We start from the raw sequence: 21132 nt of genomic DNA, 5'->3' as shown, positions 1-21132 counted from the left end.
ATGCCCTTCCTCCCCGGATCTCAGCCGCCCGGCGCCCGCGTCGTCACCGTCGATGGGCCCGAGGGCCGCCGCGGCAAGCCCGGCACCCCGGGCACTCCCGGCGACCCTGCTCTGCTGTTCAAGGGCCTGCCCGTCGGGGAGGCGGTCGGCGTCGATGCCGACGGCAACCCCGTGTCCCTGGGTCCGGTGGTTACCGGGGGCGTTCGTGAGGCGGATGAGCTGCCGCGCGGTGAGGGCGTCGAGTTCGTGCTGGACCGCAACGGCGCGCTCGACACGATCTTGATCAACGGCAAGGAGGCCTGACCATGGCGCTCGCGAAGGAACGTACGCCGCGCAACCGGATCGTGGCGGAGGACTTCTTCCAGGACGGTACGTGCGGGTTCGTGCAGCTGATCGGGTCGCAGTACCCGCTGGGCGTCGTCATGTTCGACGGCGAGTACGGCTACGGCGACGGTGGGTCGCTCGTGCTCGAGTGCGGCGACGGTGCGCAAGGTGGCCAGGACCCGAACAGCAACTGGGGCAGCGCCGCGGCGGTGAAGCGCATGTGGCGCCCGTCGGGGAAGTGGGCCGGGCCGACCGTCGAGCAGGAGTGGGTGTGGTCGTTCGGGTCGCAGTACGACTCCAACAGCCCGCGGCACGTCGTGTTCGGACTCGACCACTGCTCGCCGACGGCGAAGCGCTTCTTCCAGCAGGTGCGGTGGTTGCAGTACGACTCGCCCAACGGTGTTCGCGTCACGAAGTACCAGCTGATGGGGCCCGGAGCTGGTGACGGCGAGTGGGTCGACATGCCCGGCGCGTCGTGGCAGCAGACCGCCGGCGCGGCCGACACGACCGGCACGGTCTACCCGCACGGGTGGAACGAGAACAAGCGCGACTGGCACCACCTGCGCGTCCGGTACGACATCGTCACCGGCGCCTACGACGGGGTGATGATCGACGGCGACCCGTTCGGGTCCTACACCGACGACCCCGCCGACCGAGAGGCGATGAGGGCGATCAAGGCCAAGCCGCTGTCGCTGCCGACGTTCGAGAACGGCTTCAACAGCTTCATCTCGATCGAGAACAAGTCCAACACGCCGCTGAACACCCACGGGTGGGCGCACGTCGGCTACCACCGGCTGGAGGTGTGACGGTGAAGACCAGCTACAGCGTCCTGCTCAACGGTCAGGCGCACCCGCAGCCCGGCGCCGTCCCGGTGTCGGGGCAGGCCATCGTCACGCCGCGTATCCAGGCCGCCCGCGCCGCGAAGGAGGTCGTGTGGACGGTCCTCGTCGAGCGCCTCGACGGCGCGCCGACGACGGCCGGGCTGTACATGGCGTTCCAGGGCGGCGTTCGCACGACCCGCGGCGCTGACACGCCGCCCGCCGGCGTCGGCGGCGGGGTCGGCACCAACCGCTACAACTTCACCGATGTCGCGCAGCAGTGGTTCACGCTCAACGCGGACCGCGACGCCGCGTTCTTGCCGGACGGCGACTTCCCGCCCACGGTCGCGGACCAGACGATGAGCGCAGGCACGCTCTCGGACGCGATCGCGGTCGGCGACAAGACGATCCGGTGCAGCCAGCAGTACGAGCCGGGCCAGGCGTTGATGATCGAGAACGAGCAGTTCCACGTCGTCGGGGCGGCCACGACCGCGGACTCCGGCGCAACGTGGACGCATCCCGTCGTCTCAGGCGGCGCGCCGGATGCGACGAGCTCGATCAACCTGCAGAAGGGGTGGGCCGCCCGCGCGCACGTCGCCGGCACCGCGGTGCATGCCTCCCGCGTGTTCTTCAAGCGCGTGCTCGGGGGGTTCGACCAGCGCCTCCTGATCGTGCCGACGTTCACCGGCGGCACGAACCCGAAGTTCCAGCTGTCGATCGACGTTCGAGGGAGGGGCTGACGATGGCGCTCGGCCGCTACACCGCAACCACCAACCTGACCGGCGTGTACCGCTACGTGCGGTCCGTGACGCTCGTGGAGACGTCGGGCACAGCGGCGGTTCGGTTCCAGCTCCGCAACGGCAACGACGGCACGAATGACCAGGTGCTGCTCGGCATCGGCGCGCCGGCGGGCGGCACCGCGACGCAGTCGTTCGCGAAGCCGCTCCGGTTCCCGAAGGGCGTCAGGCTCGAGGTCGTGTCCGGCGCCGGGGCGCTCGCGATCGACGGCTACTAGTCCCTGAGCCTGGGGAGATCTAGAACGGCGTGGCGCGCTGTCCCGTCGCTGCGTAGACTCCAACTGTGGACCCTCGCCTTGAGAGCCGCGCGCTTACCCCGCGCTACACGTTCGCGGGCGCGGGGCGCCTCGTCGGGCGCCCCGGATCGACCGTGAAGCGGTGGACGTCCGGCCACGCTCGCACGTACCAGGGCAAGCGCGTCATCGACCCGCCGCTGATCCGAATGGACGGTAGCCCGGAGACGTTCCCGCTCTCGTTCCTGAACCTGCTCGAGCTGCAGCTGCTCGTGCACTATCGCGACGACGCGGCTCTCCAGGCGATCCGCAAGGCGCTCGACTACGCGGCGGCTGAGCTCGACGTGAAGCGCCCCCTCCTCAGCGTCCGATTCAAGACGTATGGCGGAGAGCTCTTCGCGCGGTTCTCGGACGAGCACGGGAGCCCTCTCGTGAACGCTAGCCGCGGTGGGCAGACCACCCTCGAGGCCGCCGCGATCGAGGCCACGGAGCGCATCGACTACGAGCTCGACACCGCTCGGCGTTGGTGGGTCGTGTCGCGCGACGTTCCGATCGTTGTCGATTCGCGCGTTGGCGCCGGGCATCCCGTGACCGCTGATTCGGCGGTTCGCGTGGACGCGATCCGGTCGCGGCACGAAGCTGGCGTCGACGTCGACGAGATTGCCTACGACACTGGCGCCTCCACCGACGAGGTCGTCGCAGCTCTGAACCTCGCCGCTGCGTGATCGACAAGCTCTACGTCGAGAACGGCGTGGGCCGACGCGTCGCAGAGGCGCTCAACGCCTTCACGGCGCTCACCGGCGTCACGGCGACCTTCCAGCACGACGTCCATCCAGCGATGCAGGTCGCCCAGAACGGCGACGAGTGGTGGATCGAGGAGGCTTCCGTTTCCGGCTACGCGATCCTGACCCAGGATAAGGCCATCCTGCAGCAGGGGCCGGAGCGCGATGCGCTCTGCCAGAGCGGTGGCATCCTGATCGCGTACGCGCGGGCCAACTACGACGTCCTCGTGAAGCTCGGGTGCTTCGCGCTCAATTGGCCGGTCATCAAGGCCATGCTGGACAATCCAGGGCCCCAGGCCATCGTGTTGCAGAAGGGCGGTCACGAGATCGTCGACCTCAGTAGCGGCTGAAACGCAGGTTCACGAAGACCCCGCCTCACGGCGGGGTCTTCGTCGTTCCGGGACGCCTCCGGCTACCGGCCCTTGATCGTGCAGTCGCCGAAGGCGCGCGCCCGCGTCGCGAAGCGGATCGCCTTCCGATCCCGCTGCCGAACCGCCACGACGCGTCGGCGGGTGAAGGCACGCTCTCCCGTCGGGCAGAAGCGCACCCGGTACAGCGTGATCCTCACGGGCACGCGTAGCTTCAAGTCTCGATCCTCGTACCGGAGGACCCCGCGGCCGACGGCCCGCGTGCGGTCCCACGAGCTCCACCGGACGTTCTGGTAGCCGCCGTGCGCTCCCTGGGGAAGCGAGCGCGGGCGGTACTCGAGCCCGCCGAAGTACGAGGCGTAGGTCTTCGCCGGCCGCGGATCGCAGATGTTGAGGTCGACGCCCGCGGCCGGGGGCACGCCGTACTGCTCGCAGGGCGGTAGGTCGTCGTCGTTCGCCGAGTAGCCCTGCAGCCAGTAGCCGGGCTTCGTCGCCGCGTTGTCGACGGTCGTGAAGCCGTCGGCGATCGGGCACCCGTCGGCGTTGGTGCTCTCGACCCGGCCGTACTCGGCCCCGAGGCCAGGCGCCGTCGAGAGCAGGACCGTGACGCACGTCGGGTCCTGCTCGACGGTGGCGGCGATCGACGCGTGCTCGTCGGGCGTGGCCGGACGCACCGCGCCGGCGGCGGCGGGGAAGGCGCACGCGACGCTGATCGCGACAGCGGGCAGGGCGAGAGCACGGTTCACGGGTATCACCGTACGCCGGATGGGCGAACAGCGGAAGCTCGAGCCAGCCAGCATGGACGACCGTCCGGCTCCCCCTGCTCTATGCAGGAGATTTCATGGGCCCGTTGCCGGTGTTTGCGAACGTGCGTTCGCCGGTCCGTCCGCTAGCCCTGGGACGCTGCCGTTCCTGCCGCTGATCGACCGCCCGGCGATGCAGGATCACAGCGTGGGGATAGCGGCGGTCTGGGACCGGAGGAAGCGCGTGAAGCGTCCGATCCTGATGGCAGTACCCGATACCTACGGCGCACCCGCGGACCCGGCCGCAGCGCGCCGAGCCGCCTACGCCCAGCTCGTGTCCGCGTACGACGACGCGCTCACGACCCCTGGGCTCGACGATGACGACCGCGGCTCGCTTCTGCGTCAACGTCGTCATGCTCTTCGGCTCGCTGGGCTTCGCCCTCTAGCTCTCGCTCCAGCGCGCGACTAGAGGTCGACCCGGGGGGCGCCCACGGTCCGTGCGCGTCCTCGTAGTCGATGTCGCCCTCGACGAAGGTGTCGAGGCTGATCCCCGCTACCTCCTCGATCGCCCGCTCCAGGCGCTCGAGCCGGCTGATGATCTCGTCGACCCGCTCTGCCCGCAGGAGCAACTCGGCGACCGTCATCGACGTCGACTCGCGCTCCAGCTCAAGCTTCGAGGGTTCGTCGCCCGTGGCCCCGAGGTGCGGGGGCTTCCAGCCGGGCTTGCCCGCGTAGAGGGTGCCCGGGCTCACGCCGAGAACCGGGGCAATTTGCTCCGCCCGCGCCCAGTCGATCGCGGTACGCCCGCGTCGCCACCTTGAGACCTGGGTCTCGTTCACGCCGATCTTCGCGGCGAGCGCGCGCGCACCCCCGGGGAAGCTCCGAAGCAGCAGATCCAAGCGGTCCGCGGGGGTCTCTCTGTCGTCGGGCATCGGCCCACCGTACGGCGTTTCCGACGCTTTGCACGGCTTGCAACGAAACTTGCCTTGACTTTGCTGCGCGCTTGACTCATGCTTGCCCCGGCTAGTCAGCCGACCGAGACCAACATGACCGACACCGCTCCCACAACTCCCGGGACGCGCGCTCGTGCGCTTCGTCTGCGGCAGGCCCTCACCGTCGAAGAGGCCGCCCAGGGCATCGGCGTCTCCACCCAGACCATCTACCGCTTCGAGCGGGACGAGGGCCGGGGGCCGCGCATCCAGACGCTTCGCAAGATCGCCGGGTTCTACGACGTGGAGCCCGCGACGCTTCTCCCCGAGCGCGACCGCCAGGCCATCGCAACACCGGCCTGAGCGCACCCCACAAGAGCGAACCCCGCGCGGCGGCTACCGGCGGGGCTCTGAAACCACAACAGGAATCCCGATGAAGACTACACCGTCGTCCGGCGACGGCCAGCTCGTGCTGCCGTCGTCCGTGACCCTCACCCTCGACGAGCGCGGCGTGCTGCGCTCCTACCTCAGCGGCGAGTTCGACGCCTGCGAGCGGATCGGCATGGACCGAACCGTGAACGATGAGCCCCTCGGCAGGCTCCGCCTCTCCCTCCGCGTCGCAGAAGCGCTGGGGCCCGAGGACGCCGACCACTCCGGCGACCGCGAGATCGACGATCCCATCGTCATCCAGCGCCTCCATGAGCTCGTGCTCAACGAGATCGAGTCCGGCTTCCAGGACGACGAGCGCGACTACATCGAGGAGGACTGGCGCGCGGAGCACCTCGTACTCGAGCGCAAGCTCGCCGTCGACCGCTTCGGCCTCGCCGCGAGGTACGGGGTCACACTCGATGACGCCGGCCGCCCCGACCCGCTCCGTGCCCCCGCCCTCGCTGCCGAGCGGCTGCTCTTCTTCCGCTGCCGAGAGGCCTTCGAGAAGCACTACCCCGAGCTGGCCGACGACCTGGACGCGCGCTCCGGCGCGGCGGTCCGGCGGCTGCACGACGTCCTCTACGCCGAGGGTCACAAGTCCCCGATGGGCGCCCGGTTCGCTGGTGCGTCGGCGCCCTCCACGGCCCTCAGGGCGGTCGCATGAGCGTCATCAACGTCCGGCTCTGCGACTTCTGTGGCGAGCCGATCGAACCCACCGACCGCTGGGCCACCCTCTCCGTCGCGTTCGGGCAGCAGCGCGACCAGCACCTCGACGCCACCGTCGGCGACTACCACTTCGACCGCACGCGCCCCTGCTGGGCGCAGGCGTCCGACGCGGTCCTCCTGACGCACGAGTTCGGCGGGTCGATCGAGCACATCCCGGTCGCGTCCGGGCAGAAGATCGCGCAGCTCCGGCGGAAGCACGCCAAGCAGCCGCTCGCCCCGCCACGGTTCCCGGACGGCGGCGACGACGGTATCGCGGCGGTGCCCGCATGATGCCCGCGTCCTACTACGCCCACGCCGCGCGGGTCTTCCGCGCCGGCCTGGCCGACGCCGACGTCGTCGACCCCCTCGCGCGCTTCGCTCTGGCCGAGCTCGCGCGGTCGATGGACGCCCTCGTCTCCACCTACGGCTCCGGGGCGTCCGGCCCCGCCCGCCCTCTCGCCGCCCTCAAGGACCCCGCATGAGCACCGACCTGCAGCCGGTCATCCCGGCGACCGACGTCGCGGCGATCCGCGGCCTGACCAAGGCGATCCGCGCCGCGACGCAGGCGGACGGGAGCGAAGCGCTCGCCCGCCTCTGCAACCACCTCCTGCGCCCCATGCTCACCTACATGGGCGAGGCCACCGGACGGGTGCCCTCCCCCGACGGCCCCGCCCCGGACAACGTGCTCGCGCCCGCCCAGGCGGTCGTCATCGACGCGGCCGCCCGCGCGGGCATGACGGGGCCCGCCGGCATCGACGACGCCGCCTACGAGGCCGCGAACAGCACCTACGGGGCGCTGCGCACGCTCGAGCAGCACATCGGCTTCCGCGACGCCACGGACCCCGAGCTGCAGAACGCGATCGACGCCATGTCCTGGCGCCTGCGCGACGCGATCTCGCTCCTCCGCACGGGACGTCGATGAGCAACCACGCGACGAGCTTCGCGAAGAAGCGCATCACCGGCGCAACGGGCCGCAAGGCGGCCCTGATGATCGCCGCCGACGTCTGCGACGACTACGGAGTGATGTGGGGCGGCGTCGACTACTTCGCCGGCGTCTTGGAGTGCCACCGAGAGACCGCGATCAGCTACCTGCAGAAGCTCGAGGACGGCGGCCACATCGAGCGTATTCGGCGCTGGAAGCCGGATGGCTCCCCGACCACGTCCTTGATCGTCCTCGCCCCGCGTGACGAGGACCGTGGGAACCTCCTGGACCCGCGGAACCACCCCGAGTACGGGCGGCTCATCACCGCCCATCTGAGCAAGCCGAAGTCGGGATCTTCGGTGCCCAAGTCGGAAAAGCCGACGTCGGGATCTTCCCATGCCCAAGTCGGGATTCACCCCGGCCCAAGTCGGGATTCCCGACACAACACGTCAACTGACACGCCAGCTAGGGACACGTCAGCTGCCGAGCGCGCGCGAAGCGAGCAGCCGGCGGTCGACGCGATGGCGGTCTATCGCGACGACGTCGAGCAGCACATGCGCGGCGTCGCCCAGTGGGCGCCAGCCCTCATGGCGGGCGCCGAGGTGGGCATCGTGTCGCTCATCCAGGCGAATCCCGGCGCCCCGTGGGCGCAGATCGCCGCGTCAGCGGCGGCCGCTCGGCTATCCGGCGACTTGACCACGGCCCGCCCCCTGACGGCGCTGGAGTTCAAGTTGCGCGACTGGACGCGCGGTGCGCTCGGGGCCGACGGGTCCGGGTCGCGGGACAGCTGGGAGGGCGCCCGGGTGCAGCTCGAGCAGGCGGTGCGGGCCCACGGGAACGAGCTCGACACGCTCGTCGCCCTGCAGCAGAGCGAGCTGCCGCTGGCGTCGCTCGTCGTCGCCGCGGGCTGGAAGGACGTGCAGCTCGTCGGCCGGGCGGCCGACACCTACGAGACGCGCATGGCGGTCAGCCGTGTCCGCAAGGCGTACGCCGGCCTGCAGCCCTCGACGGAGGCGGTCGCCGCCAGGATTCGCGACGTCGACCGTCTCGTGTCCGACAACGTCCGGCGGGTCGGGCACGAGAGCCGCCTGGACATCGGCATCCGCACCCCGCCGATGGAGCCGGACGGACGATGACGTTCCGCTTCAACCTCGACCGCCTCCGCGCACCCGAGGCGCCCGCCCGGGAGCGCGACGCCGACGTCGTCCCGCTGCCGCGCCGGCGCACCGGCGCTTCGCCCACCGACCCGCGCCGGTCGTCGCTCAACCCCGACTGGCTGCTCGCCGGGGACCAGTGGGTCCACGACCCGCTTCCCGCCCCGCCGAGCGAGGCGCCGGCGGCCACGCCTGTCCCGGACGGCCCGATCCTCACGGACGCCGACCGGGCGTGGATGGACAGCGACGAGGCTCGCGCTTCCTGGGAGGCGGGCGCCGCCTACCAGGACGACCTCGACGCCCGGCGCGCCGTCGCCTCCGTCGACGCGCTGCTCGGCGAGCGCATCCCTGGCCTCGCCGAGCTGACGCTCGACGACATGCCGTGGCTGACCACGCCGACGACCGAGACCCCGACCCTGGCCGCCGAGCGCGCCGAGGTCGACCGCAAGTGGGACGAGGCCGACGCCGCCGCAGCGCGCGCGTCCGCCGCCCGACAGAACCGCAGGACCGCGTGAACGACACCCTCTGCAACCACCCCCTCGAGCTGCGCGTCATCGGGACCGCCTTCCGCAACTCCGCGGCCGCCGAGTCGTACGTCCTCGACCACCGCGTGCTCCCCGAGCACTTCACGATCGACGCGCACCGGACGCTCTGGGGCGTCATCGCGGAGCGCATCGAGGCGCGCGCCGACCTCGACGACATCGTCCTCGTCGACCTTCTCGAACGTCGCCCCGACCTCCTCGTCGGCAGCGTCGATCTCGACACCGTCTTCGCGACGATCCAGGCGGCCACCGAGCAAGCCGACCCGGACCCGAGCGCGGAGCATGCGCGCGTGCTCCGCGACTTGGCCGCTCGCCGCCGCCTGGCCGGCGCGCTCGACCACGCGATGCGGCACGTCGGCCAGCTCGACCGCCCCATCGACGACACGATCACCGCCCTCACGGAGGCCACGTACGGGTCCGCGCTCGTGCACCGCACGCCGCAGATCCGCACCGTGGCTGACGCCTTCGACGACGCGCTCCGGCGGTGGGAGAACCCGGGCGAGCAGCTCGGCTACACCCTCGGCTTCCACCGCCTCGACGAGATCATGTCGCTCGCCCCGGGCACGATGACCGTCATCGGCGCCCGGCCGTCCGTGGGCAAGAGCCTCTTCGCCCAGCACGTCATCAGCAACGTCGTGCACAAGCACGCGGTCGACGCGGTGCTCGTCTCGATGGAGATGAGCGAGCGCGAGCTGATGGACCGCATCGTTGCCGGCGAGGCGCGCGTCTCCGCCCGCTGGCTCGCCCGGGCCCGCAAGCCGCGCGGCGACGATCGCCGCGCCGAGTGGGAGCGCGTCCTCGACGTCGGCAACGACGAGGCCATGCGCCGGTTCGGGATCACGGACACCGCGGACCTGGCCATCGTCGACATCGAGGCGCTCGCCCGCCGCTACCGGGCCCAGAACCCCGACTTCAAGCTCCTGGCGGTCGACTACCTCGGCCTGATCCGCAAGGCGGACTCCAAGCAGGCCCCCGTCCACGCGCTCGACGACATCAGCCGCCGTCTCAAGGTGCTCGCGATCGACATGGACATGGCCGTCGTCGTGCTCGTCCAGCTCAACCGCAACAGCGAGACCGAGCGTCGCCCGCCGCGGATCTCCGACCTCCGCGACTCCGGCGCGATCGAGCAGCACGCCGACAACGTCCTCCTGCTGCACGCCGACCACCCGTCGATCGGAGACGACACGACGCAGCCGATCGCCGCGAGCCAGGTGATCGTCGGCAAGAACCGCAGCGGCCCCCCGGGTCGCATCGTGCATCTCGACTTCGACAGCACGGTCCCGCGCTTCATCGATCAGGCGCCCGCGCCGCCCGTCGGCCGCGCGTACTTCGAGAACGTCCCCCTCCCGGGAGGGCAGCGATGACGACCGAGCAGCGCCGCGGCGTCGGCTTCCTGACGGAGCGCGACCACGTCCTCGTGGCGTACGTGGCGAAGAACCCGATGAGCGGCAGGAAGACGATCGCGGACGCGTTGGACCGTCCGCGCGGCACAGTCGCGCACCGGCTGCAGGCCCTCGTCGCGAGCGGCTACCTGATCCGGCACGGCGACGACCACGAGGCCCGCTACACGGTCGGACGGGTTCTCCCCGCGCTGACGTCCTTCACCCTGCGGACCTGCCCAGTCTGCCGTGGCCGGTGGCGACCGATGCGGAACACGCCCTCGTCGGCGTGCCCCGCGTGCAGGCGAGTCCTCGACGCGCAGGACCGTGCGCGCCAGCTGGGCGTCGGGCCCATCGAGATCGTCGTCCGTCCGCTCGAGTCGCGCGGACGCGCCACCCACCCGCTGCACCCGAACGAGCTCGTATGGGTCGACGGACCCGGTGACGTCGACGCCATCGCCGGAGACGCCCGCCACGCCCGCGAAGCGAGGGCCGCCGCATGACCCCCCGCCCGACCGAGGGAGGCCCGCGCGTCCGCTTCACACCCACGGCCGCCGACCTGTACGGGTCGAACGTCCCTCTCCCGAGGACGGGACCGTGACCGGCGCGCGCGATCCCGTCGTCGAAGCCGTCTCCCAGGCCCTAGCCGACATCCTCTCCCGTCGCGGCGGCCGCTGGGTCGCCGAACCGCAGCGGCGGCAGGACGGTCGACCGGACACCACTCGGCACGGCGACGTCCTCCCCACGCCAGACGACGCGGACGTTGTCCGGCCCGAGCGGCGTGTGGCGTGACCGTCCCGGCCTGACGTACACGCCCTGGACTGCAGTGCGCAGCAGCTCCCGCTGCTCCTCCTGCTCGAGGTGATCCCACACCTCGAGCAGGTTCCCGAGGTGCCCCGGCTCGCTCCTGTCAGCCGTCAGGCGGTCGACCTCTCGCTCGGCGTCCTTCATCCGCTGCGCGCGCTTCGCTAGGCCCTCGGCGAAAGCGTCCGCGCCCAGCGCGTCGATGACCCTCGGGTCGTCGCGGTAGACCTCGAGCGCCGCGACGGCCTGACGAAGCTCCTCGCGAGCATCGTCGAGCGCGGCGATGTCCGGCGCCTCCTGCTCGAGGCGCGCCGCGGCGGCGCCCGCCCGCTGCTTGAGCTGCTCGACGACGTAGCCCTCGATCGGGACGGCCGTCGAGATCGACGCCGGCCCCGGGCACCTGCCGGCTGCCGAGACCCCGGTGCAGGCCCACCGCCGGTAGGTGCTGCCGTCCGGCCGCCGAATGCCGGTCGTGCCCATGGCGTGGCGACACGACCCGCAGCGCATCAACCCCTGCAGGATCGACGGCGCTGCGCTCACCGCCTTCACGGGCCGGTGTCCCGTCTGGTTCGCGCGGCGCCACGTCACCTCGTCAACGAGCGCGGGGTGCGCGCCGGGCGTGACGTACTCGCCGTGGCGCGCTTCGCCGAGATAGACGCGGTTCTGGATCATCGCGCGACAGGACTTCGCGACCCACTGCTCGTTCCCCCACGCCGTCGTCACGCCGGCTGCTTGCAGGTGCTCGGCGATGTCGCGCCACGAGCGCCCCTGCGCGCGCATCGCAAACGCCTCGCGCACCGCCGGGCCGGCGACCGGATCGACCTCGAGCGGGCCGGCGAGGCGCCCGTCGGCGTCCTTCACCTGGACGTACCCCGTCGGCGCTCGGGCCGACAGGTGCAGGCCGCGAGCGACGGCGCTCCGGCGCCCATCCGCGAACGAACCGCGGATGCGGTCCAGCTCGAACTCGGCGAGCGCGAGCATGATCCGCAGCACGAGCCGGCCCGTCTCCGTCGTCAGGTCGAAGCCGTCGGCGACGGACACGAACGTCGCGCCGTGCGCCTGCAGCCGCTCGATCAGGGCCAGGGCGTCGACGAGGGACCGGCCGAAGCGGTCGAGCTTCGCGACGACGATGCCGCCGGCGGCCCCGGCCTCGACGCGCTCGACGGCCTGCATGAGCAGCGGTCGGTCACGGCGAGCACCCGATTCGTCCAGCTCGACGAGGACGTCGGCGAGCTCGTGCCCGTGCGCGGCGGCCCACTGCCGGATGCGGTCCTCCTGGACCTTCGGCGAGATGAACGACTCGCCGCCGCGCCCGCGCACCTGTGAGACGCGGACGTACCCGATCAGTGGCCTTGCCATCCGGTCGGACGGTATACTAAGACGGCCCGTTGACCTTCGTCCGCGTCCACGCCAGGCGCTCGGCGATCTCGTCGTAGGAGTGCCCCTCGGCCTGCATCCACAGCGCCAGTCGCTCCTGCGGCTTGAGCGCCGCGAGCGCCTCGCGGGCCAGGGCCAGGTCCTCCTCGCGGGACAGGCGGTCGTCCGGCCCGTCGCCCGGGTGGACGAGCCGGCGGTCGTCGTCCTCGATCCCGTCCGTCCGCACGCGCCGCTCGCGCACCCGCAGCGCCTCGTTGCGCGCCACGGTCGCCAGCCAGCCCGCCACCGTCTCGGGCTCCACCCGCTCGCGGTGCGTGAGGAAGCGCTCCGCGGCGGCCTGCACGGCGTCGTGCGCGTCGTCCTCGCACAGCGAGACGCGCCGGGCGCTGCGCAGCATCAGGGCCGCGTGCTCGGCGAGGACGGCGCCGGGGTCCAGGCGTGCGCCCGGCCCGGCGCCGGGGAGCGGGGGTGGGACACGGGTGACCGGCGGGTCGAGGGGGCGTGATTCGGGCATGCGGTGCGGCGGGGACGGACGGCGGGTCCCGAGGGAGACCCCGGGGCCGCCATCGAATCACCCCCCGACCTTCTGCGCCAGTCCTCCGGCGCGATCCGAGTACGGTGCCCGCGGAGCGGCGTCCGCGGGCGTGGCAGCCGCGGGCGGCCGGGCCGGTCCCGCCGCTACGCGGGGTCGCCGGCCGGCGCGGCGCTCTCGCCGGCGGCCTCGTCCGCGCCCGTGGCCTCGCCTTCGCCCGTCGCCGGCTCCTCGCCGGTCGCCAGCCCGAGGGCCCGCGCCGCGCGCGTCACCTCGGCGGGGTCGGGCTCGGCCGGGACGCCCGCCTGCAGGTGGCCGAGCGGCGCGGTCGGGCTCGGGCGCATGTCCCAGTTGAGCAGGCCCAGGTCGAAGGCCGCGATCGGCAGGCCCACCTCGCGGGCGAAGGCGCCGATGCGCCGCTGCAGCAGCACCGCGTCGTCGGTGAGGAAGGCCCGCTTCGCGGCGACGGACACCGGGTCGCGGCCGGCGTCGAGCAGCAGGGACCACGGTGCGATGTCCGCCAGCCCGAAGCGGCCGAGCGAGACGAGCAGCTCGAAGCGCGCAGGGCGGCCCAGCCCGGGCAGCGCGAGCGCGCGGTACGCGGCGTCGAAGCGGCGCGCGGCGTCCGTCCCGGCCGGCGTGAGCATCGCGAGCTGGGCGCCCGCCTTGGCCGCGCGGTCGCGGTACGCCTGTAGCGTCACGGCGCCGCGGTCGTGCGCGTGGGCCCCGCGCGGGCCGACGGCGGCCTCGCGCAGCGCCTCGACGGGCGGCAGGTCCTCGTGCCAGCGCACGCACAGGCGCTCGATCTCGCGGAACGGCTCGCTGCCCTCGAGCACCCCGTAGTAGGCGATCTGGAAGAGCAGCCAGGCGGCCTCCTCGCGGTCCGCGTCCTCGCCCCCGGCGAGCGCGCGGACGGTCGCGTACGGGCCGGGCGCGTCGGCGGTCAGTCGGTCCAGGCGGACCCGGGCGCGGGACAGCTCGCGCAGCAGGTCGAGCGCGTCCTGCGACGAGTGGACGCCGGGCAGCAGCTCGTGCGACCACCCGTCGCCGGCGTGGCGGCTGAGCTTCTTCACCCGCACGCCGCCGCCGCTCGGCGACGCGGCCTTGCGGCGGGTCCCGAGGGCGCTCGACGCGGCGGAGCGGGACGCCGCGTGGGCGCTCGTCGTCCGACGGGAGCTCGTGACCTTGCCCGAGACCTTCTTCTGGGCGGCGGCCTTCTGCCGCTTCTCGCGCAGGCAGACGACGCAGCGATCCTCGGCGCGACCATGACGGCAGAACACCCACCGAGTGTAGGGCGCGCCGCGCCCCGCCCGCGCCCCGTGGCGCGGTGACGCCGTCCGCGTGCCGCGGCCGCGGCGCGCGGGCGGCTCAGCCCGCCGCGGGGCCGCCGAGGATGCCCTCCAGGAGCAGGGCCCGCAGCGCCGCGACCGCCGGCGCCGGGTCCTCTCCCCCGCCCTCGGCGAAGCGCATCGCGATCTCCATGCCCGCCCCGATGACCCCGGCCGCCAGCAGCTCCGTGTCGAGCTGCGCGCCGTGGCCGGCCGCCAGGCGCTCGAGGTCGGCGCGGAGGCCGGCGATCACCGGCCCGAGCGGTCCGCCGGCGGCGCGGGAGCGCATCGTCCCGGCGTTGCGCCGGAACATCGCGAGCAGCTCGGGCCGCTCGACGAGCAGGGCGAAGTACGCGGCCGCGCCCAGCTCGATCGCCTCGCGGGGCGTCGTGGCGTGCGCGCGGGCCGCCGTCATCCGGGCGTCCGCCTCGCCGACGTGCTCGTCGACGAGCTCGGCCAGGATCGCGTCCTTGTCGGCGTAGTAGTTGTAGAAGGTGCCCGACGCCAGCGAGGTGCGGCGCACGATGTCGCGGACCGTCGTCGCGCCGAACCCGAGCTCGGTGAACGCGTCGATCGCGGCCGCGCGGATCTCCTCGCGGTTGGCGGCCTTCGCGCGTTCGCGCTTGCCGACGGGGCGGCCGTCGCCGGGCGAGGACGCCGGACGGGCGGGCGCCGCGTCCGGCGGCGGACCGTTGGGCGCGGGCGGCGGGGACGGGGTCACGCGGGCGGGACGACGGCCGCCGCGCGCCCCGAGGGACGCGCGGCGACGGGCCGGTCGATCAGGTGCCCGACAGCGCGGCCGGCCGGGCCATGCGGCCGGCCTGCTGCGCCAGGTAGCGGTCGGCCACGCGGGCGCACTGGCGGCCCTCGTTGATCGCCCACACGATGAGCGACTGGCCGCGGCGGCAGTCGCCGGCGGCGAAGACGCCGTCCTCGGACGTCGCGTACGCGCCGGCCTTGATGTTGCCGCGGGCGTCCTTCGCCAGGCCGAACGCGTCGACGAGGCGCTGCTCGGGGTGCAGGAAGCCCATCGCGAGCAGGACGAGCTGGGCGGGCTGCTCGCGCTCCGTGCCCTCGATCGGCGCGAACGGCGGGGCGGGCTGGGCCTGCGCGTAGCGGAGCGTCGCGACGTTGCCGTCGGCGTCGCCCTCGAGCCCGAGCGTGGCGACGGAGAAGTTCTGCACGCCCTTGCCGATGGCGCGCGCCTCCTCCATCGCGTAGCTCAGGCGGAACTTCGCGGGCCACAGCGGCCACGGCGTGCGGTCGTCCGGGCGCGACGACGGCGGCTCGGGGAGCAGCTCGACCTGCACGACGGACGCGGCCTCCTCGCGGATGGACTGCGCGACGCAGTCGGCGCCCGTGTCGCCGCCGCCGATGACGACGACGTGCTTGCCGCGCGCGGAGATGCCGCGCGGCGCGGGCCGCGGCGCCTGGTGCGGCACGCCCTGCTCGTCCTGCGCCCAGCGCGTGCGCTCGTACAGGTACTCCATCGCGAAGTGCACGCCGCCGAGCTGGCGGCCCTCGACCGGCAGGTCGCGCGGCGTGCGCGAGCCGACCGTCAGGACCACGGCGTCGTACTCCTCGCGGAGCTGGTCGACCGTGACGTCGACGCCGACCTCGACGCCGCAGCGCAGCTCGACGCCCTCCTCGACGAGCTGCTGGACGCGACGCTCGACGAGGTGCTTCTCGATCTTGAAGTCCGGCACGCCGAAGCGGATCAGGCCGCCCGCGGCCTCGTCGCGCTCGAACAGGGTGACGGTGTGGCCCGCGCGGCGCAGCTGCTGCGCCGCGGCCATCCCGGCCGGGCCCGCGCCGACGACGGCGACGGTCTGCCCCGACTCCGCCGCCGGCGGCTGCGGGCCGACCCAGCCCTGCTCCCAGGCGTGGTCGATGATCGTGTTCTCGATCTGCTTGATCGTGACCGCGTCGCCCTCGTTGATCTCGAGGACGCACGCGGCCTCGCACGGCGCCGGGCAGACGCGCCCGGTGAACTCCGGGAAGTTGTTCGTCGCGTGCAGCTGGTCGATGGCGTCACGCCACCGGCCGCGGTAGACCAGGTCGTTCCAGTCCGGGATCAGGTTGCCCAGGGGACAGCCGTTGTGGCAGAACGGCACGCCGCAGGACATGCAGCGCGCACCCTGCTGCTGGATCTCGACCTCGGGCCGCTCGGAGATGAACTCCGTGTAGCGGCCGACCCGCTCCGCCGGGTCGTCCCACTTGACCGGGGACCGCTGGATCTTGAGGAACCCGCCGAGCTCGCCCATCAGTACTTGTCCTCCTCGGTCACCTGCGGGGCGCCGATCGTCTCGGTGGTCTCGTCCTTCGCGGCGCGTGCGCCCACGGCCGCCTCCTCGTGCGCGAGCTGCTCGAGCACGCGCTTGTAGTCCGCGGGGAACACCTTCACGAACCGGTGCTGCAGGTGCTCCCAGTCCTCGAGCACGCGGGCGGCGACCGCCGACCCCGTCCGCTCGTGGTGCTCCGCGACCAGGTCGCGCAGCTCGATGCGGTCGGCCTCGTCGAGGTCCTCGAGCTGGTCGAGGATCGTCGGGTTGACGTTCTGGCGGAACGTGCCGCCCTCGTCGAGGACGAACGCGAAGCCGCCCGACATGCCGGCGCCGAAGTTGCGGCCGACCGGGCCGAGGACGACGACGCGGCCGCCGGTCATGTACTCGCAGCCGTGGTCGCCGACGCCCTCGACGACCGTGCTGGCCCCCGAGTTGCGGACGGCGAAGCGCTCGCCGGCGCGGCCGCGGAAGAACGCCCGGCCGCTCGTGGCGCCGTAGAGCACCGTGTTGCCGACGATCTGCTGCTCCTCGGCGACGTACGTCGCCTCCTCCGGCGGCCGGACGGACAGCACGCCGCCGGACAGGCCCTTGCCGGTGTAGTCGTTCGCGTCGCCGACGAGCGAGAACTCGACGCCCCGCGACAGCCAGCCGCCGAAGCTCTGGCCGGCGGAGCCGGTGAACGCGATCCGCAGCGTGCCCTCGGGCAGCCCGTCCGCCCCGTGCGTCTCGGCGATGCGCGAGGAGAGGATCCCGCCGACGCAGCGGTCGACGTTGCGCACGCGCGACGTCAGCGACGTCGCCTCGGCGCGGGCGACGGCGGGCTCGGCGACCTTCAGCAGCTCCCAGTCCAGGTGGCCGTCGAGGTGGCCGTCCCGCTGCGGGCTGACGCCGTGCAGCGTGGCGCCGTCCGCCAGGACCGGGCGGTGGAAGAGGTTGGCGAGGTCCACGCCGCGCGCCTTCCAGTGCTCGATCGCGTCGTCGGCCTTCAGCAGCTCGATGCGCCCGATGACCTCGTCGAGGGTGCGGGCGCCGAGCTCGGCGAGGATCTCGCGGATCTCCTCCGCCACGAGCAGGAAGTAGTTGACGACGTGCTCGGGCGTGCCCTTGAACCGCTTGCGCAGCTCGGGGTTCTGCGTCGCGATGCCCACCGGGCAGGTGTTGAGGTGGCAGGCGCGCATCATGATGCAGCCCGTCGCGATCAGCGGGGCGGTCGAGAAGCCGAACTCGTCGGCGCCGAGGAGCGCGGCGATGACGACGTCGCGGCCCGTCTTCAGCTGGCCGTCCGTCTGGACCCGCACGCGCGACCGCAGGTCGTTCAGGAGCAGCGTCTGCTGCGTCTCGGCCAGGCCGATCTCCCACGGCACGCCGGCGGAGACGATCGACGAGAGCGGCGAGGCGCCCGTGCCGCCGTCGTGGCCGGCGATGACGATGTGGTCCGCCCCGGCCTTCGCGACGCCGGAGGCGATCGTGCCGACGCCGACCTCGGAGACGAGCTTCACCGACACCGACGCCGCGGGGTTGCCGCAGCGCAGGTCGTAGATGAGCTGCTTGAGGTCCTCGATGGAGTAGATGTCGTGGTGCGGCGGCGGCGAGATCAGGCCGACGCCCGGCGTGGTGTGCCGCACCGAGCCGATGTACTTGTCGACCTTGTGGCCGGGCAGCTGGCCGCCCTCGCCGGGCTTCGCGCCCTGCGCCATCTTGATCTGCAGCTGGTCGGCGTTGGCCAGGTAGTGCGCCGTCACGCCGAAGCGGCCGGACGCGACCTGCTTGATCGCCGAGCGGCGGCGGTCGCCGTTCGCGTCGGGGGTGAAGCGCCGCGGGTCCTCGCCGCCCTCGCCGGTGTTCGACTTGCCGCCGAGGCGGTTCATCGCGATGGCGAGCGTCTCGTGCGCCTCGGTCGAGATCGAGCCGAGCGACATCGCGCCGGTCACGAAGCGCTTGACGATCTCGCTCGCCGGCTCGACCTCCTCGAGCGGCACCGGCTCGACCGCGTCCGTGTCGAAGGCCATCAGGCCGCGCAGGGTGGCCTTGCGCGTGGCGTCGTTGTTCGACGCCGCCGAGAACTCGCGGAACTTCGCCCGCGCGTCGTCGTCGGGCCGCGTGCGGTCGCCCGTGCGGACGGCGTGCTGCAGCAGCGAGATCGTCGTCGGGTTCCACATGTGGTGCTCGCCGTCGCGGCGCCACGCGTAGAGGCCGCCGACCGGCAGGGACGGCTCGACGCGCGCCCCGACCTCGGTCGGGTCCTTGTCGGCGTCCACGATCCACGCGCGGGCGTGGCGGTCGAGGGCCTCCTGCGCGACGACCTCGACGTCGACGCCGCCGATGCGGGACGCCGTGCCGGTGAAGTAGCGGTCGACGAGGTCGGGGGCCAGGCCGACGGCCTCGAAGATCTGCGCGCCCGAGTACGACGCGACGGTCGAGATGCCCATCTTCGAGATCGTCTTGAGCAGGCCCTTGCCGATGGCCTTCACGACGTTCTTCTGAGCGGTCTCGGCGTCCGTCACGTCGGGCACGCGGCCCTGCGCGACGAGCTGGTCGACCGTGTCGAACATCAGGTACGGGTTGATCGCGGCCGCCCCGTAGCCCAGGAGCGTCGCGAAGTGGTGCACCTCGCGCGGCTCGGCCGACTCGAGCACGAGGCCGGCCTCCAGGCGGACGCCCTCGCGGACGAGGTGGTGGTGCACCGCGGCGACCGCGAGCAGCGACGGGATCGCCACTCGGCGGGCGTCGGCGGCCCGGTCGGAGAGGATCAGCACGTTGCGGCCGGCGCGGATCGCGTCGTACGCCTCGTCGCACGCGTTGGCCATGCGGCGCATGAGGCCGGCGGGGCCCTCCGCGACCGGCCACGTGATGTCGATCGTGTGGGACCGGAAGATCCCCTGGTCGACCTGGCGCAGCGTCTCGAGCTCGTCGTTGCGCAGGATCGGCTGCTGCAGGACGAGGTTGTGCGCGTGCTGCGGCGTCTCGTCGAGCAGGTTCTTCTGCCCGCCGATCGACGTGGAGAGCGACATCACGATGTCCTCGCGGATCGGGTCGATCGGCGGGTTCGTGACCTGCGCGAAGAGCTGCTTGAAGTAGCTGAACAGCGGCGGGCGCTTGTCCGACAGGACCGCGAGCGCGGCGTCGTTGCCCATCGAGCCGATCGGCTCCGCGGCGCCCGAGGCCATCGGCGCGAGCAGGACCTTCTGGTCCTCCTGCGTGTACCCGAAGGCCTGCTGGAGCTGGCGCAGGTGCTCGCCGGTCTCGTGGACCGCCGTGCGCTTCTCCAGGTCGGAGAAGTGGACGATCTGGTCGCGGTACCAGGCCTCGTACGGGCGCTGGGTGGCGACCTGGCGCTTGACCTCGTCGTCCTCGACGATCCGGCCCTGCTCCAGGTCGACCAGGAACAGCTTGCCCGGCGCCAGGCGGCCGAGCCGCTCGACGTTCGCCGGGTCGATGTCGAGCATGCCCGTCTCGGAGCCCAGGACGATCCAGCCGTCCTTCGTCTCGACCCAGCGGCCGGGACGCAGGCCGTTGCGGTCGAGCGTCGCGCCGACGGTGCGGCCGTCCGTGAAGAGCACGGCGGCGGGGCCGTCCCACGGCTCCATGAGGATGGAGTGGTAGGCGTAGAAGCCGGCGAGCTCGGGCGACAGGTCGTCCCGGCCCTCGAAGGCCTCCGGGATCATCATCATCGCCGCGTGCGGGAGCGACCGGCCCGCGAGCATGAGCAGCTCGAGGACGTTGTCGAACGTCGCCGAGTCCGAGCCGCCGGGGCGGACGACCGGCTTGATCTTGCCGATGTCGGCGCCGAACAGCTCGGAGGCGAGCTGCGACTCGCGCGCCCGCATCCAGTTGATGTTGCCCCGGAGCGTGTTGATCTCGCCGTTGTGGGCGATGACGCGGTTGGGGTGCGCGCGGTCCCAGCTCGGGAACGTGTTCGTCGAGAAGCGCGAGTGCACCAGCGCGATCGCCGACGTGTAGCGCTCGTCCTGCAGGTCCGGGAAGAACGCCGGCACCTGCGCCGAGAGCAGCATGCCCTTGTAGACGATGGTGCGCGACGAGAACGTCGACGCGTAGAACTCCGGCGTCGCCAGCTCGCAGGTGCGGCGGATGACGTAGAGCTTGCGCTCGAACGCGTCCTGGTCGTGGTCGAAGCCCGGACCCGCCTCGATGAAGATCTGCCGGAAGTACGGGCGGACCTCGTTCGCCGTGACGCCGATCTCGCCCTCGCGGACGGGCACGTCGCGCCAGCCGAGGACGCGCTGCCCCTCGACGCGCACGTTGCGCTCGATCATGTCCTCGACCTTCTGCCGCTGCGCCTCGTCCTGCGGGAGGAAGCACATGCCGACCGCGTAGCGACCGGGCTCCGGCAGCTCGAAGTCGACGACCGCGCGGAAGAACGCGTGCGGGATCTGGGTCAGGATGCCGGCGCCGTCGCCCGTACGGGCGTCCGCTCCGGCGGCCCCACGATGGTCCAGGTTCTCAAGGGCCGTGAGGGCGCGGACGATCGTCTCGTGCGTCGGCTCGTTGTCGAGCCGGGCGACCATGGCTACGCCGCACGCGTCGTGCTCGTTCCGTGGGTCGTAGAGGCCGGCGGCCTCGGGCAGGCGGGAAAATCGAGTCATAGGCTAGGGCGCGCCGCGAAGGGTTCGCGAGGCGCTCCCGGGCACGCCACAGTGCACCCCGGGGGACCGGGAATTCT

Annotated in this window: 23 protein-coding genes; 15 read left to right on the top strand and 8 right to left on the bottom strand. The window is 72.5% G+C overall.

Annotated elements, in window-relative coordinates; translation table 11 throughout:
- The 6 genes from J3P29_RS06765 to J3P29_RS06740 all read left to right on the top strand — a co-directional run bounded on the left by J3P29_RS06765 (nucleotide 1) and on the right by J3P29_RS06740 (nucleotide 3304).
- On the top strand, nucleotides 1-303 hold the full coding sequence (locus tag J3P29_RS06765; protein ID WP_210492277.1) for a hypothetical protein: 303 nt from the start codon (nucleotides 1-3) through the stop codon (nucleotides 301-303).
- Between the two features lie 2 nt (nucleotides 304-305).
- On the top strand, nucleotides 306-1130 hold the full coding sequence (locus J3P29_RS06760) for a hypothetical protein (protein ID WP_210492276.1): 825 nt from the start codon (nucleotides 306-308) through the stop codon (nucleotides 1128-1130).
- A 2-nt stretch (nucleotides 1131-1132) separates the two neighbouring features.
- A complete protein-coding gene (locus J3P29_RS06755) occupies nucleotides 1133-1882 on the top strand; it encodes a hypothetical protein (RefSeq protein WP_210492275.1) in 750 nt (249 codons plus the stop codon).
- A 2-nt stretch (nucleotides 1883-1884) separates the two neighbouring features.
- Nucleotides 1885-2157, top strand: coding sequence for a hypothetical protein (locus J3P29_RS06750; RefSeq protein ID WP_210492274.1), 273 nt, complete (start codon nucleotides 1885-1887; stop codon nucleotides 2155-2157).
- 65 nt (nucleotides 2158-2222) lie between these two features.
- Entirely contained in the window at nucleotides 2223-2897 is a 675-nt protein-coding gene (locus tag J3P29_RS06745) for a hypothetical protein (protein ID WP_210492273.1), read from the top strand.
- A complete protein-coding gene (locus tag J3P29_RS06740; protein WP_210492271.1) occupies nucleotides 2894-3304 on the top strand; it encodes a hypothetical protein in 411 nt (136 codons plus the stop codon). The genes J3P29_RS06745 and J3P29_RS06740 overlap by 4 nt, the downstream gene beginning before the upstream one ends.
- A gap of 62 nt (nucleotides 3305-3366) precedes the next feature.
- Here the strand turns inward: J3P29_RS06740 and J3P29_RS06735 are convergent, their stop codons facing one another.
- Both J3P29_RS06735 and J3P29_RS06730 read right to left on the bottom strand, forming a co-directional pair.
- Nucleotides 3367-4068, bottom strand: a complete 702-nt coding sequence (locus tag J3P29_RS06735) for a hypothetical protein (RefSeq protein ID WP_210492270.1) — start codon at nucleotides 4066-4068, stop codon at nucleotides 3367-3369.
- Nucleotides 4069-4421: 353 nt separating this feature from the next.
- Nucleotides 4422-4997, bottom strand: a complete 576-nt coding sequence (locus J3P29_RS06730; RefSeq protein WP_210492269.1) for a helix-turn-helix transcriptional regulator — start codon at nucleotides 4995-4997, stop codon at nucleotides 4422-4424.
- 114 nt (nucleotides 4998-5111) lie between these two features.
- Between J3P29_RS06730 and J3P29_RS06725 the strand changes: the two genes are divergently transcribed.
- The 9 genes from J3P29_RS06725 (at nucleotide 5112) to J3P29_RS06685 (ending at nucleotide 10628) form a co-directional block, all read left to right on the top strand.
- Entirely contained in the window at nucleotides 5112-5357 is a 246-nt protein-coding gene (locus J3P29_RS06725; protein ID WP_210492268.1) for a helix-turn-helix transcriptional regulator, read from the top strand.
- Nucleotides 5358-5427: 70 nt separating this feature from the next.
- Nucleotides 5428-6087 carry a hypothetical protein gene (locus J3P29_RS06720; RefSeq protein ID WP_210492267.1) on the top strand — a complete coding sequence of 220 codons (660 nt, stop codon included), beginning with the start codon at nucleotides 5428-5430 and terminating at the stop codon, nucleotides 6085-6087.
- The gene (locus tag J3P29_RS06715) at nucleotides 6084-6419 is read left to right on the top strand and encodes a hypothetical protein (protein WP_210492266.1); all 336 of its coding nucleotides are present in this window, start codon (nucleotides 6084-6086) and stop codon (nucleotides 6417-6419) included. Before J3P29_RS06720 ends, J3P29_RS06715 begins: the two co-directional genes overlap by 4 nt.
- On the top strand, nucleotides 6416-6610 hold the full coding sequence (locus tag J3P29_RS06710) for a hypothetical protein (protein ID WP_210492265.1): 195 nt from the start codon (nucleotides 6416-6418) through the stop codon (nucleotides 6608-6610). The genes J3P29_RS06715 and J3P29_RS06710 overlap by 4 nt, the downstream gene beginning before the upstream one ends.
- Complete coding sequence (locus J3P29_RS06705; protein WP_210492264.1) at nucleotides 6607-7050, top strand: hypothetical protein; 444 nt, start codon at nucleotides 6607-6609, stop codon at nucleotides 7048-7050. Before J3P29_RS06710 ends, J3P29_RS06705 begins: the two co-directional genes overlap by 4 nt.
- Entirely contained in the window at nucleotides 7047-8186 is a 1140-nt protein-coding gene (locus tag J3P29_RS06700) for a hypothetical protein (RefSeq protein WP_210492262.1), read from the top strand. The genes J3P29_RS06705 and J3P29_RS06700 overlap by 4 nt, the downstream gene beginning before the upstream one ends.
- Complete coding sequence (locus J3P29_RS06695; RefSeq protein ID WP_210492261.1) at nucleotides 8183-8719, top strand: hypothetical protein; 537 nt, start codon at nucleotides 8183-8185, stop codon at nucleotides 8717-8719. Before J3P29_RS06700 ends, J3P29_RS06695 begins: the two co-directional genes overlap by 4 nt.
- Nucleotides 8716-10110 (top strand): DnaB-like helicase C-terminal domain-containing protein, encoded by a 1395-nt coding sequence (locus J3P29_RS19755; RefSeq protein ID WP_210492260.1) that lies wholly within the window; start codon nucleotides 8716-8718, stop codon nucleotides 10108-10110. Before J3P29_RS06695 ends, J3P29_RS19755 begins: the two co-directional genes overlap by 4 nt.
- The gene (locus J3P29_RS06685) at nucleotides 10107-10628 is read left to right on the top strand and encodes a hypothetical protein (RefSeq protein WP_210492259.1); all 522 of its coding nucleotides are present in this window, start codon (nucleotides 10107-10109) and stop codon (nucleotides 10626-10628) included. Before J3P29_RS19755 ends, J3P29_RS06685 begins: the two co-directional genes overlap by 4 nt.
- Before the next feature lie 139 nt (nucleotides 10629-10767).
- Here J3P29_RS06685 and J3P29_RS06680 read toward each other — a convergent pair whose 3' ends face one another.
- The 6 genes from J3P29_RS06680 to gltB all read right to left on the bottom strand — a co-directional run bounded on the left by J3P29_RS06680 (nucleotide 10768) and on the right by gltB (nucleotide 21055).
- Nucleotides 10768-12288 (bottom strand): recombinase family protein, encoded by a 1521-nt coding sequence (locus tag J3P29_RS06680; protein ID WP_210492258.1) that lies wholly within the window; start codon nucleotides 12286-12288, stop codon nucleotides 10768-10770.
- 16 nt (nucleotides 12289-12304) lie between these two features.
- Entirely contained in the window at nucleotides 12305-12820 is a 516-nt protein-coding gene (locus J3P29_RS06675) for a sigma-70 family RNA polymerase sigma factor (RefSeq protein WP_210492256.1), read from the bottom strand.
- 164 nt (nucleotides 12821-12984) lie between these two features.
- Nucleotides 12985-14118, bottom strand: a complete 1134-nt coding sequence (locus J3P29_RS06670) for a hypothetical protein (RefSeq protein WP_210492254.1) — start codon at nucleotides 14116-14118, stop codon at nucleotides 12985-12987.
- 88 nt (nucleotides 14119-14206) lie between these two features.
- Nucleotides 14207-14887: a TetR/AcrR family transcriptional regulator gene (locus tag J3P29_RS06665; protein ID WP_210492253.1), complete on the bottom strand. Its 681-nt coding sequence runs from the start codon at nucleotides 14885-14887 to the stop codon at nucleotides 14207-14209.
- A gap of 58 nt (nucleotides 14888-14945) precedes the next feature.
- A complete protein-coding gene (locus J3P29_RS06660; RefSeq protein WP_210492251.1) occupies nucleotides 14946-16430 on the bottom strand; it encodes a glutamate synthase subunit beta in 1485 nt (494 codons plus the stop codon).
- Nucleotides 16430-21055, bottom strand: coding sequence for a glutamate synthase large subunit (gene gltB / locus J3P29_RS06655; protein WP_210492250.1), 4626 nt, complete (start codon nucleotides 21053-21055; stop codon nucleotides 16430-16432). Before gltB ends, J3P29_RS06660 begins: the two co-directional genes overlap by 1 nt.
- Between the last annotated feature and the right edge of the window lie 77 nt (nucleotides 21056-21132).

Origin of the sequence: Patulibacter sp. SYSU D01012 (assembly GCF_017916475.1) — a bacterium.
Lineage (GTDB): Bacteria > Actinomycetota > Thermoleophilia > Solirubrobacterales > Solirubrobacteraceae > Patulibacter.
This window is presented reverse-complemented; position numbering and strand designations above follow the sequence as displayed.

What these genes read in the sequence shown, in the direction of transcription:
- J3P29_RS06765 (WP_210492277.1), top strand. Translation starts at nt 1, where the DNA reads ATGCCCTTCCTCCCCGGATCTCAGCCGCCCGGCGCCCGCGTCGTCACC.
- J3P29_RS06685 (WP_210492259.1), top strand. Translation starts at nt 10,107, where the DNA reads ATGACGACCGAGCAGCGCCGCGGCGTCGGCTTCCTGACGGAGCGCGAC.
- gltB (WP_210492250.1), bottom strand. Translation starts at nt 21,055, where the DNA reads ATGACTCGATTTTCCCGCCTGCCCGAGGCCGCCGGCCTCTACGACCCA.
- J3P29_RS06695 (WP_210492261.1), top strand. Translation starts at nt 8,183, where the DNA reads ATGACGTTCCGCTTCAACCTCGACCGCCTCCGCGCACCCGAGGCGCCC.
- J3P29_RS06710 (WP_210492265.1), top strand. Translation starts at nt 6,416, where the DNA reads ATGATGCCCGCGTCCTACTACGCCCACGCCGCGCGGGTCTTCCGCGCC.
- J3P29_RS06720 (WP_210492267.1), top strand. Translation starts at nt 5,428, where the DNA reads ATGAAGACTACACCGTCGTCCGGCGACGGCCAGCTCGTGCTGCCGTCG.
- J3P29_RS06750 (WP_210492274.1), top strand. Translation starts at nt 1,885, where the DNA reads ATGGCGCTCGGCCGCTACACCGCAACCACCAACCTGACCGGCGTGTAC.
- J3P29_RS06760 (WP_210492276.1), top strand. Translation starts at nt 306, where the DNA reads ATGGCGCTCGCGAAGGAACGTACGCCGCGCAACCGGATCGTGGCGGAG.
- J3P29_RS06715 (WP_210492266.1), top strand. Translation starts at nt 6,084, where the DNA reads ATGAGCGTCATCAACGTCCGGCTCTGCGACTTCTGTGGCGAGCCGATC.
- J3P29_RS06705 (WP_210492264.1), top strand. Translation starts at nt 6,607, where the DNA reads ATGAGCACCGACCTGCAGCCGGTCATCCCGGCGACCGACGTCGCGGCG.
- J3P29_RS06725 (WP_210492268.1), top strand. Translation starts at nt 5,112, where the DNA reads ATGACCGACACCGCTCCCACAACTCCCGGGACGCGCGCTCGTGCGCTT.
- J3P29_RS06700 (WP_210492262.1), top strand. Translation starts at nt 7,047, where the DNA reads ATGAGCAACCACGCGACGAGCTTCGCGAAGAAGCGCATCACCGGCGCA.
- J3P29_RS06660 (WP_210492251.1), bottom strand. Translation starts at nt 16,430, where the DNA reads ATGGGCGAGCTCGGCGGGTTCCTCAAGATCCAGCGGTCCCCGGTCAAG.
- J3P29_RS06675 (WP_210492256.1), bottom strand. Translation starts at nt 12,820, where the DNA reads ATGCCCGAATCACGCCCCCTCGACCCGCCGGTCACCCGTGTCCCACCC.
- J3P29_RS06730 (WP_210492269.1), bottom strand. Translation starts at nt 4,997, where the DNA reads ATGCCCGACGACAGAGAGACCCCCGCGGACCGCTTGGATCTGCTGCTT.
- J3P29_RS06680 (WP_210492258.1), bottom strand. Translation starts at nt 12,288, where the DNA reads ATGGCAAGGCCACTGATCGGGTACGTCCGCGTCTCACAGGTGCGCGGG.